Origin of the sequence: Streptomyces sp. LS1784, from assembly GCF_020103755.1 — a bacterium.
In the GTDB taxonomy this organism is placed as follows: domain Bacteria; phylum Actinomycetota; class Actinomycetes; order Streptomycetales; family Streptomycetaceae; genus Kitasatospora.
Genome location: NZ_JAHSQD010000264.1, coordinates 1 through 11,108 on the forward strand (window position 1 = coordinate 1; position 11,108 = coordinate 11,108).

The 11,108-nt window shown below is 74.5% G+C and carries 7 protein-coding genes; all 7 read right to left on the reverse strand.

Annotation, left to right across the window (positions count from 1 at the left end; translation table 11 throughout):
- Nucleotides 1-112: 112 nt before the first annotated feature.
- Nucleotides 113-520, reverse strand: a complete 408-nt coding sequence (locus KS423_RS26145; protein ID WP_224282221.1) for a hypothetical protein — start codon at nt 518-520, stop codon at nt 113-115.
- Complete coding sequence (locus KS423_RS26150) at nt 520-6,609, reverse strand: non-ribosomal peptide synthetase (protein WP_224282222.1); 6,090 nt, start codon at nt 6,607-6,609, stop codon at nt 520-522. Before KS423_RS26150 ends, KS423_RS26145 begins: the two co-directional genes overlap by 1 nt.
- On the reverse strand, nt 6,593-7,381 hold the full coding sequence (locus KS423_RS26155; RefSeq protein WP_224282223.1) for a thioesterase II family protein: 789 nt from the start codon (nt 7,379-7,381) through the stop codon (nt 6,593-6,595). The genes KS423_RS26150 and KS423_RS26155 overlap by 17 nt, the downstream gene beginning before the upstream one ends.
- Before the next feature lie 4 nt (nt 7,382-7,385).
- Nucleotides 7,386-8,375 carry a TauD/TfdA family dioxygenase gene (locus KS423_RS26160; RefSeq protein ID WP_224282224.1) on the reverse strand — a complete coding sequence of 330 codons (990 nt, stop codon included), beginning with the start codon at nt 8,373-8,375 and terminating at the stop codon, nt 7,386-7,388.
- Entirely contained in the window at nt 8,372-9,718 is a 1,347-nt protein-coding gene (locus tag KS423_RS26165) for an MFS transporter (protein WP_224282225.1), read from the reverse strand. The genes KS423_RS26160 and KS423_RS26165 overlap by 4 nt, the downstream gene beginning before the upstream one ends.
- Nucleotides 9,715-10,692 carry an ornithine carbamoyltransferase gene (locus KS423_RS26170; RefSeq protein ID WP_224282226.1) on the reverse strand — a complete coding sequence of 326 codons (978 nt, stop codon included), beginning with the start codon at nt 10,690-10,692 and terminating at the stop codon, nt 9,715-9,717. Before KS423_RS26170 ends, KS423_RS26165 begins: the two co-directional genes overlap by 4 nt.
- A 40-nt stretch (nt 10,693-10,732) precedes the next feature.
- Nucleotides 10,733-11,108: beta-lactamase family protein (locus KS423_RS26175; protein ID WP_224282227.1), on the reverse strand; the 376-nt coding region annotated here is incomplete at its 5' end.

The following is an 11,108-nucleotide window of genomic DNA, read 5'->3' on the forward strand; positions in this document are numbered from 1 at the left end:
CGGCCGGCCGCGCACGGTCCGCTCCGCACGGGTCCGGTACCCGCCCCGGGCACGCCCGGGGCGGGTACCGCACGGCGACGCCTATCCGCCCCGGGCGCCGGTCCGGGGCCGGTCAGCCCTTGCAGGCGTCGTCGAGGCGGGCGGAGGCCTTCTCCAGCCGGGTGAAGGTCTTCTCGATGCCGGCGACCTTGCCCCGGGCGGGGTCGGAGCTCCGGACCTGTTGGGCGAACTCGTCGTAGGCGTCAGCGAATTCACCGAGTGCGCTCTTGACCTTCCGGTCGGTGGAGCGCTCCCCCGCCGCACGCAGTTCACGGGCGAGCCCGCCGGCGTTCGCGGCGGCCCCCTCGGGATCCTTCTCCAGGTCCGCGGACGAGTCGGCGAAACGGTCGGCCGAGGCGATGCTCTGGCCGCACGGGTACGGTGCGGCGGACCCGGTCTTGTCCTGGCATCCGGCCAGTGCGGCGATCGCGACCGCGGCGACGGCGAGCGATGTGAAGGCGCGAAGCCGGGTTGTGCGCATCAGTAACCACCCCACTGGATGAGGACCTGCTCGCGCTCCGCCTGGGAGAGCAGGTCGACGGAGCCCACGGAGAGTTCCGGGGTCTGGGCGATGCTCTCCAGTGCGCGTACCGTGCGCTCCAGGAACACCCGCGCCTCGTCGGCGCCGAAGACGTCCGGGCGGTGCCCGAGCCGCAGCTCCAGGCCACCCTCGACCGGTACGGCGATCAGCCGCAGCGGGTAGTGCGTCGCGTCGTCCACGGCGAGCCCGGTCAGCCGCGGCCCGACGACCGCGGCGGCCAGCGCCCCGGTGTCCAGGGGGTAGTTGACGAGCATGGTGGTCGTGTCGAACAGGTCCCGGCCGACGGTCAGGCGCTGGACGCGGGACAGGGCCACGTGGTGGTGGGCGATCAGCCGGACCTGTTCCTCCTGGAGCCGGGAGAGCAGCGCGTGCAGCGGCTCCCGGTCGTCGAGGCGGACCCGTACCGGCAGCGTGTTGCAGAGCATGCCGATCATGCGCTCGACCCCGGGCACCTCGGCCGGCCGGCCGGAGACGGTGGCGCCGAAGACGACGTCCCGGCTGCCGGTGGCCTGGGCGAGGACCAGCCCCCACGCCGCCTGGTACTGCGTGTTGAGGGTGACGCCGTACGCCCGTCCGCGCTCGGCGAGCCGCGCGAGCAGCTCGTCCGGAACCAGGTGGGTGACCTGCTCCTGCGGTACGGGGGCGAGGTCCGCGGCCCCGGGGGCGACCAGGGTGGGCTCCTCGACGCCGCGGAGGTAGTCCGTCCAGGCGGCCTCGGCCCCGGCCTTGTCCTGGGCGGCCAGCCAGCCCAGGTAGTCCTGGTAGGGGGCGACCGGCGGCAGGCTCGCGCCGCGGTCCGCCCAGAGGGCGAAGAGCTCCTGGACGGCGACGGGCAGCGACCAGCCGTCCCAGACGATGTGATGGGTGCTCAGCAGCAGCCGGTGGCGCTCGGGGGCCAGCTTGACCAGCAGGAACCGCAGCAGTGGCGCTCGGGTCAGGTCGAAGCGGCGGGCCCGCTCGGCGGCGGCGAGCCGTAGCGCCTCCGGCTGCCGTGCGGCAGCCGGCAGAGTGCTCAGGTCGGCTTCGGACCAAGGGAGTTCCGCCCGGGCGGACACGACCTGGACGGGTTCGCGGACCCCTTCGTGGTGGAAGCCGGCCCGCAGGTTGGCGTGCCGGTCCAGGAGGGCCTGGCCCGCGGCGCGCAGGGCCGGGGCGTCCAACGGGCCCTCGAAATCGACGGCGACCTGCATGTTGTACGTGTCGGCGACCGCCTCGAAGGCCCCGGGCGCCCTCGGGCCCGCCTCCGTGGTCGCGGCGGCGTGCTCGGTCTCCACCGCGTGGAACAGGAAGCCCTCCTGGAGTGCGGTGAGCGGCAGGACGTCCACCAGCCCGGGGACGGCCGCCTCCAGCATCTCCACGTCCTGCTGGGTGAGCGTGGCCAGCGGGAAGTCCGAGGGGGTGCGGCCGCCCGCGCCCGGCTCGGCCGCGTGCGCGGCGAGGCCGTGCAGGGCCTGCGACCAGAGCTGTGCCAGCTCGGTCAGGGTCTCCTCGCTCAGCACCCCCGCGGGCGCCGCCCAGTCGGCGTACAGCTCGGGCCCCTCGGCGGTCTCCCGCGCCAGGACGTTGATCTCCAGGGCGTGCGCGGCGGGCAGCCCCGGGTCCGCTCCGTCGGGCAGCGCGTCGCCCGGCAACGGCTGCCAGGGCCCGGCGTCCCCGGAGATGCCCAGCCGGCCCAGGTAGTTGAAGAGCACCTGCGGTGCGGGCAGTGCCGACAGCCGGTCCCGGGTCTCGGGGTCGAGGTGGAGCAGCGGTCCGTGGCCGAGGCCGTCGCCGGGCACGGCGAGCAGCTGCTCCTTGACCGCCTTGACCGCGCGGCCCACGGCGGGCCCGCCCCGGACGACCTCGTCCCAGTCGGCGGTGCCGGGGTCGATCAGCACGGGGTGGACGGCGGTGAACCAGCCGACGGTGCGTGACAGGTCGAGTCCGCCCGTCTCGCCGCGGCCGTGGTGTTCCCGGTCGAGGAGGAGCGCGGTGCCGGGGGCGGCGGTGCGGCGGCCGCGCCATTCGGCGACGGCGAGGCCGAGCGCGGTGAGCAGGACGTCGTCGATCCGGCCGTGGAAGGCGGCGGGGACCTGGCCGAGGAGCGCGCCGGTGACCCCGGCCGGGACCGTGGTGCGGATGTGCCGGGCGGTGGCCGCGGTGTCGGTGGCCGGGTCGACGGGGCGGTCACCGATCCCGGGCTGCGGGACGTCGCTCAGCGCTTCCCAGGCGGCGAGTTCGCCGCGCCGGCCGCCTGCCTCGGCGTGGCGGACCTGCTGGGTGGCCCAGGTGCGGTACGAGGTGGGCACGGGCGGCAGGGTGGGGGCGCGGCCCTCGGCGAGGGCTTCGTAGGCCGTCTTCAGGTCGGGCAGCAGGATCCGCCAGGAGACGCCGTCGACGACCAGGTGGTGGATGGCGAGGAGGAGCCGGCCGGGGGCGCCGGGTCCGGCGTCGAAGCGGACGGCCCGCACCATCTGCCCGGCGGCCGGGTCGAGGCCGTCGCGGGCGGCCTCGGCGGCCGAGCGGACGGCGGCGTCGAGGGCGGGGCCGTGCAGCCCGGCGATGTCGACGGCGGTCAGCAGTGCGGGATAGCGGACACCCTTGCGCAGGACGAGCAACTGGTCGTGGGTGCGCTCCAGTCGGGCGCGCAGGGCGTCGTGACGGTCGAGCAGGACGTGCAGGGCCTCGCCGAGGAGTTCGTGGTCGGTGTCCGGTGGCAGGGCGATCAGCATCGCCTGGTGGAAGGTGTCGCTGCTGCCGCCGCGGGCGAGGACGGAGCGGGCGACGGGCGGCAGCGGGACGGGGCCGAGGGCCGCCAGGGCGGGTTCGGTGACTGCGCCGGGCGCGTCCTCACCGCGGGCTGCGACGGCGAGCGACTCGACCGTACGGAGCTTGAACACCTCGGTGGGGGTGAGCCGCAGTCCGTGTTCCCGGGCCTTCGCCACCAGTTGGATGGCCATGATGCTGTCGCCGCCGAGGTCGAAGAAGGAGGCGTCGGTGCCTGCCCGGTCGGTCCCGAGGACCTCCTGGAAGAGCCGGGTGAGGATCTCCTCCCGTTCGGTGACGGGGGCGCGTCCGGCGGCCTCCTGCTCGGTGGTGTCCGGCGCGGGCAGGGCGGCCCGGTCGATCTTGCCGTTGGGGGTGAGCGGCAGCGCGTCGAGGACGACGACGGCCGAGGGCACCATGAACGGCGGCAGGACGGTGGCGAGCCGGGCACGCAGTCCGGCGGGGTCGAGGGGAGCGGCGCCGGGCGCGGCGGCGGTGTAGGCGACGAGGCGGCGGTTGCCGGGCCGGTCCTCGCGGACGACGACCACGGCCTGGGCGACGCCGTCCTGGCCGGCCAGGACGGTCTCGATCTCGCCGGGTTCGATGCGGTAGCCGCGGATCTTGACCTGGTGATCGGCGCGGCCGACGTAGTCGAGGTAGCCGTCGGGGTGCCATCGCACCAGGTCCCCGGTGCGGTACATGCGGTCGCCGTCGGGGCCGAACGGGCAGGGGACGAACCGGTCGGCGGTCAGGCCCGGACGGCCGGCGTAGCCGCGCGCCAGGCTGGGCCCGGCGGCGTACAGTTCGCCGGCGACGCCGGGCGGCACCGGTCGCAGCCGCTCGTCGAGGACGTAGACGCGGGTGTTGTGGACGGGGCGGCCGATGGGCGGCGCGCCGGGGACGGTGCCGGGGGCCCCGTCACCGGGTGCGGCGGCACGCAGCGGAGCGCTCAGGGTGGTGCAGACGGTGGCCTCCGTCGGCCCGTACGCGTTGACCATCCGGACGCGACCGGACCAACGGGTGACCAGCGCGGGTGGGCAGGCCTCCCCGCCGACGATCAGGGTGCGTACGCCGGGCAGGGCGCCCTCGGGGATGACGGACAGGGCGGCGGGCGGCAGCAGGATGTGGGTCACGCCCTGCCGGGCCACGAGCTCGACCAGGCCTTCACCGGGCAGCAGCTGCTCGGAGGGGGCGAGGACGAGACGGCCGCCGGAGAGCACCGCGGCGATGACGTCGAAGGTGGCGGCGTCGAAGCTGGGCGAGGCGAACTGCAGGACCCTGCTGTCCCCGTCGACGGCGAGGTGCTCGCGCTGCGCCGCGGCCAGGGAGGCGATACCGGCGTGGGTGACGGCGACGCCCTTGGGGCGGCCGGTGGAGCCCGAGGTGTAGATGAGGTAGGCCGGGTTGGCCGGGGTCAGCGGGGCGGTCCGGTCGGCGTCGGTGGGGTTGTCGGCACGGCGGGCGGCCACGGCGGCGGCGGTGGCCGGTTCGTCGACGACCAGCCGGGGGCAGCCGTCGGGGACGACGGACGCCAGCGCGGCGGTGGTCACCGCGCACACCGGACGCGCGTCCTCGACCATGTACCGGATGCGGTCGGCCGGGTAGTTGCCGTCGACGGAGAGGTAGGCGGCGCCCGCCTTGACGGCGGCGAGGAGTCCGGTCAGCCAGAGCGCCGAGCGCGGCAGGACGAGCGCGACGGTGGTCTCCGGGCCGGCACCGCCGGTGACGAGCTGGTGGGCGAGCCGGTTGGCCCGGGCGTTCAGCTCGGCGTAGGTCAGCTCGCCCTCGTCGTCGGCGACCGCGATCCGGTCGGGGGTCCGGGCTGCCTGCGCCTCGAACAGCTGTGTCAGGGTGACGGGTTCGACGCTGTCGCCCGGGGTCTCGTTCCAGTCCTCCAGGATCGTGTGCCGCTCCCCGGCGCCGAGCAGCGGGAGGGTGTCGAGGGCGCGCTCCGGTTCGGCGACTGCCGCGTCGAGGAAGTCCAGGAAGCGGCCCAGGTACGAGGCGACCTCGGAGGAGGAGTACCGGGCCGGGTCGGCGTCGAGGTCGAAGCGCAGGCCGGTGCCGTCCGACCGGTCGTACACGGCGAGCGCCAGTCCGTCGACGGGGCCGAGGGAGAGGTTGTGGGCGGTGGCCCGGTGGCCGCCGAACTCCAGCTGGTAGTCGAAGGCCATGATGTTGACGACCGGGCCGATCAGGCCCATGTCGGTTCCGGTCAGGCCGAGTTCACGGCGCAGGTCCTCGTACCGGCACCTCTGGTGCCGGACCACGGTGCGCACCCGCCGCGAGACCTCCGGCAGCAGGTCGCACAGGCTCCGGCCGGGCTCGACGGTCAGATGGAGCGGCAGCACGGTCGAGGCGAAGCACGGGGTGACGCGGGCGGCCTTCCCGGTGCGGCCGGTGACGGGCAGGCCGAGGACGATGTCACTGCGGCCGGTCATCCGGGACAGGAAGGCGGCGGTCGCCGCGATCAGCAGGACGGGTCCGCGGGTGCGGCCCTCGCGGGCGGTCGCCGCGATCCGCTCGGCCCGGCCGGGTCCGACCGTACGGGTACGGCGGATGAACGCGGGCTCACCGGCGGCGAGTTCGGCCGCGGTGGGGGCGCCCTGCCCGGTCCCGGGCAGCGACGCGGGGGCGGGGATCGACTCCAGCAGCTCGGCCCAGTAGGCGCGGTCGGCCGCCGACGCCTCGCCGGCGCGGTCGGCGGCGTCCTCGTCCAGGACGTCGGTGAGGGGCAGGAACGTGCACGGCTCGGCCGGCCGGCCCTCGACCAGGCCGCTGTAGAGCTCGGCGAGGCGGCGGCCCACCATGCCGCCGGCGACGCCGTCGATCACCAGGTGGTGGTAGCGGTGGAAGTAGAGGAACCGCTCCTCGGCCGTCTTGATCAGGGCGTACGTGGCCAGGCCCCCGGCGGCGAGGTCGACCGGGCGGTTGAGGTCGGCCCGCATCCACGCCTCGGCGGCAGCCGTCGGGTCGGGCCGGTCGCTCAGGTCGAGGAACGGCAGCTCGGGCAGGCTGTCGTCCAGGTACTGCCACAGGCCGTCGTCGTCCTCGGAGATGGTGCGCACCCGCAGCGTGTCCGCTTCCAGGAGCAGCGCGTGCCAGGCCTGTTCGAGCAGGGCGTGGTCGACGTGGCCGTCGATGGCGAAGTACTCGGCGACGTTGTGGCTGCGGCCGGTCGTGTCGAGCTGGTGCGCGAAGTAGAGCCCTCGTTGCGCCGCCGTCAGCGGCAGCCGCTGGGGCGGGAACCGGCGGGGCGGGAACGTCTCATGCGTGGCGGTCATGGCGGTCTCCAGCGAGGTCGGGGCCGAGCCGGCCGATGAGGTACTCCATGAGCGGGGCGGCCCGCCCTTCGAGGTAGAAGTGGCCGCCGGGGAAGGTGTGGACCCGGTGTCCGGCGACGGTGTGACGGGCCCACTCGGCGGCGTCCTCGGGGGTGCAGGAGGCGTCGTCGGACCCGGTGATGACGGTGAGCGGGCAGGTCAGCGGGGCTCCGGGGGCGAAACGGTGGCCGGCGAGCAGCTGGAAGTCGCCGTGCAGGGTGGGCAGGGCGAGCTCGAAGAGCTCCGGGATCTCCAGGAGTTCGGCCCCGCTGCCGCCGAGGCGCCGGACGTACGCCTTGACGGCGTCGGCGTCCGGCAACCGCAGCCGGTCGCGCTGGTCGATGTGGGGGGCCTTGCGCGCGGAGGCGAAGAGGTGGACCACGGCGTTCGGGCGTCGTGGGCGGAGCACCCGGGCGGTCTCGAAGGCGAGGGTGGCTCCCATGCTGTGCCCGAAGAAGGCGGCCGGGCGGTCGAGCCAGGGCGTCACGGCCCGGGCGAGTTCGCCGACCATGACGGACAGGTCGGTGATCAGGGGCTCGTCGAACCGGTCCTGGCGGCCGGGGTACTGCACCGCGACGACCTCGACCTGCGGGGGTGCGGCCTCGGCCAGTTCCCGGAAGGCGGAGGCGCCGCCGCCCGCGTGGGGGAAGCAGAAGAGCCGGACCCGGGCGGCGGGGCGGGGGGCGAAGACGCGCAGCCAGTCGGAGGCGGTCGGGGTCGAGACAGTACGCACGGGCTCATCCCTCCGTCGGGGCGGCGGGGCCGGTGCCGGCTGCGGGGTCGTACGGTTCGGCCATCGCGACCGCGATCTTGCGAGGCCCGGTGAAGGGCTCCCGGCCGTGGGACGCCAGCATGTTGTCCACGACCAGGACGTCGTCCTTGCGCCAGTCGAACCGGACGCTCGCCTGCCGGTAGCAGGACCGCAGGTGGTCCAGTACGTCGTCCGGGATCCGGCCGCCGTCGCCGTAGTACGTGTTGCTGGGCAGGTCCTCCTCGCCGAAGAGTTCGAGCAGCCCCGAGCGCACCTCGGCGGGCAGGGTCGTGTGGTGGAAGAAGGTGATGTGGTTGAACCACACCTCCTCGCCCGTCTCCGGGTGGCGGTGCACCGCGTCGCGGACCGCCCGTGTCCGCATCCCCCCGTCCGGGAGCCACTCCAGGCGCAGGTCCTTGGTCCGCGCCAGGCGCTCCACCTCGGCCCGGTCGTCCGTGTTGAAGACCGTCTCCCAGGGGATGCCGAAGCGCGGGTGGAAGGTGCGGGTGGCCATCCAGCGGCGGCGGGTGAACTCCTCGCGCACGTCCGGGTGGACGAGGGAGAGGATCCGGCGGGTGTCGGCGAGCGGGGTCGCGCCCAGGGTGTCCGGCTCGGTGATGCAGAAGAAGTACAGCAGCCGCGGCCAGACCGACTGGTAGGAGTTCTCGTTGTGCAGGAAGATCTCCTCGTCCGGCGGGTAGTCCGTCGAGGTGTAGACGTTGCCCTTGATGGTGGAGCGGGGAGAGGAGCGTTCCGAGTACGTGAGGGGGGCGGTCGACAGAGCCCGTACGGTCGCGTCGAACCCGTCCACGCCGTCCAGCGGGAAGCCGCGCAGCAGGACCGCGCCGTGCTCGCGCAGCGCCGCGCGCAGGGCGGGGCGCTCGGCGTCGACGTACTCGGTGATGCCCGGGTGGGTGCCGTCGTCCTCGAGGAGGACGGGCAGCAGCCGGGTCTGCTCGGACTGGGAAGTCGTCATGACGTGGGTACCCCTTCGCCGTCGTGTGCGTCGTTGTCGTGTGCGTCGTCGTGCTGCCGGTCGGCTTCGGGCCCCGCGGCGGGGCTGTCGGGCTCGCGGCCGGCCGAGCGGATCGCCGGGCTCAGGGCCGCGAGCAGCGCCATCAGGGCCATCGCGACGGCGAGGCCGAGGACCGTGCCGGAGGTGGAGAAGGCCGCGAGGAGCAGGCCGCCGACCAGGGCGCCCGCCGAGTTCATCCCGGAGGCCATGAGCATGAACACGCTGCTCACCCGGCCCTGCATCTCGTCCGGGGTGATCCGCATCTGGTGCACCCCGGCTCCGACGTTCATCAGCGACCCCGCGAAGGCCATCCCGCCGCACAGCGCACCGAGGCCCACCGGGTCGGTGATCAGCGCGACCGGCGCCAGCAGGAGCGCCCACAGGACGAACGCGCTGATCACCACGGTCGACGGAGCCAAGCGCTTCAGCCACCAGGAGGCGCTGAGCGCGCCCAGCGCGCCGCCCACGCCCTCCATCACCCCGAGCACCCCGAGCATCGCCGGGGAGTGCCCGGCCTCCTTGAAGATCAGGACCAGGGAGAGGTTGAGGACCTGGAAGAGCATGTTGCTGCCGGCCACGAGCCCGACGGCGGCGCGCATGAACTTCTGCCGCCACACCCACGAGACGCCCTCGGCGACCTCGGTCGCGAGGCGGCGCGGCGGCCCGGTGCGCTCCTCCTGGAGGTCGCGGCGGATCAGCAGCAGGCTGACCAGGGCCAGCAGGTGCGCCACCGCGGTGACGCCGAACGGAAGCCAGCGGGTGAGGGCGAACAGGGCGGTTCCCGCGGGCTGCCCGAGCAGGGAGGCGACCTGGCCGCGGGCCTCGTTCTGGGCGACGGCGCCCGCCAGGTGCTCGGCGTCCACGACGTTGCGTACGGCGGCCCGTTCGGCCAGCCGGTAGAACACGAACGCCGTGCCCTCCAGGAAGGCCGCCGCCATCACGTGCGGCAGCCACGGCCGGCCGGCGACCAGCGCCACGGCGACACTGCCCATGGCCAGGATGCCGACGAGGTCGCAGACGATCATCAGCTTGCGCCGGTCCCAGCGGTCGACCAGTGCCCCGGCGGGCAACTGCACCAGCAGGTGCGGCAGCAGTGCGGCGAAGCCGACCAGACCGGCGCCGGCCACCGACCCCTGCCAGATCATCAGCAGCGGGTACGCCGCCTGGGCCGCCTGCACGCCGAGGAGGGAGAAACCGGCGCCGGTCCACAGCAGGAGGAAGTCGCGGTTGCGGCGCAGCGGCTTCGCGGGGGTCTCGGAGGTCTTCGGGCCGTCGGGGACGGGCCGCTCGTCGAGGAGTGTCATGCCGCCCGGAACTCCCGGTCGCCGTGTGCGGGGACGGGCAGCGAGGCGGCACACCATTCGAGGACGGCCATCGCGCTGTGCGCCTTGTTCTCCGCCTGCTGGAAGGCGATGCTGTGCGGCCCGTCGAGGACCTCGGCGGTGACCTCCTCGCCGCGGTGGGCGGGCAGGTCGTGCAGGAAGACCGCCCGCGGGCTGGTCTTCCACAGCGCGTCCGTCACCTGGAACGGGACGAAGCGCTCCCGCCAGTCGGCGTCCGGCTTGCTGGTCCCGGTGGTCTGCCAGCGGGTGGTGTACACGGCGTCGAAGTCGCCGGGCAGGTCCGCCATGTGGTGGTGCTCGGTCAGGGCCGACCCGGCGGCCCGGGCGTGGGCCAGGGCCCGGCGTCGGACGTCCGGGTCGAGCCCGTAGCCGGGCGGGGTGCGCAGCTCCAGGGTGGTCCCCCGGTAGCGGGTCAGGCCGAGTGCGAGCGCCGCCGCCGTGTTGTTGCCCTCGCCCACGTACAGGACGCGCAGGCCCTCGATCCGGCCGAACCGGCCGAGGAACGTGGTGAGGTCGGTGAGTCCCTGGGTGGGGTGCTCCTGCGCGCTCATCGCGTTGACCACCGACATCCGGTGCTGGGCCGCCCAGCCGCGCAGCTCGGCGGTCTCGCCCGCCGTCCGCGCGACCAGGACGTCGAGCATCCGGGAGAACACCCGTCCGGTGTCCTCGCTGGTCTCGCCGGTGTTCAGCTGGAGATCGCCCGCGCCGTAGCTGATGATCTGCCCGCCGAGGCGCAGGGCCCCGACGGAGAACGCGGTGCGGGTACGCGTGGACGTCGCGCGGAAGTAGACGCCGGTGATCCGCCCGTCCAGCGGCCGGGCCTGCGGTCCGCCGGCTTCGGTCCGGCCGGCGGCGAACGCGGCGCCGCGCTCCACCAGGGCGTACAGCTCGGCGTCGGTGAGGTCGTCGAGGGAGATGAGGTGTCGTGCTGACACGGAGTTCCTCCGTCAAAGGGGTGGTGAGGAAGCGAGGGGTTCAGGCCTGGTGGCCGGGTTCGGCCGACAGCGCCCTGACGACGTGCGGTCCGGTGTCTGCGTTGGTCAGGACGACCAGGCCGCTGCCCCGGGCGAGGCCGGCCGCGGCGACGGCGTGGTAGCCGGGCGCGGTGCCGCCGTGTCCGTACTCCGTGTCGGAGCCGGTGCCGTCGACGAGCGTGCCGAGTCCGTAGAGCGAGTCCGGGTGGGCGGCGAGCATCTCCGCCGCGGACTCACGGGTGAGCAGCGCCCCGGGGAGCCCCTGGTGGGAGTCGCGCAGCGCGAGGAGCGCGCGGGCCAGGTCGCCCGCGGTGCTCCACAGCCCGGCGGCCGCGGTGTCGGTCCGGCCGTGCCCGGCCGCCCCGGCCCGCTGGACC

What these genes read in the sequence shown, in the direction of transcription:
- KS423_RS26150 (WP_224282222.1), bottom strand. Translation starts at nt 6,609, where the DNA reads ATGACCGCCACGCATGAGACGTTCCCGCCCCGCCGGTTCCCGCCCCAG.
- KS423_RS26145 (WP_224282221.1), bottom strand. Translation starts at nt 520, where the DNA reads ATGCGCACAACCCGGCTTCGCGCCTTCACATCGCTCGCCGTCGCCGCG.
- KS423_RS26160 (WP_224282224.1), bottom strand. Translation starts at nt 8,375, where the DNA reads ATGACGACTTCCCAGTCCGAGCAGACCCGGCTGCTGCCCGTCCTCCTC.
- KS423_RS26165 (WP_224282225.1), bottom strand. Translation starts at nt 9,718, where the DNA reads ATGACACTCCTCGACGAGCGGCCCGTCCCCGACGGCCCGAAGACCTCC.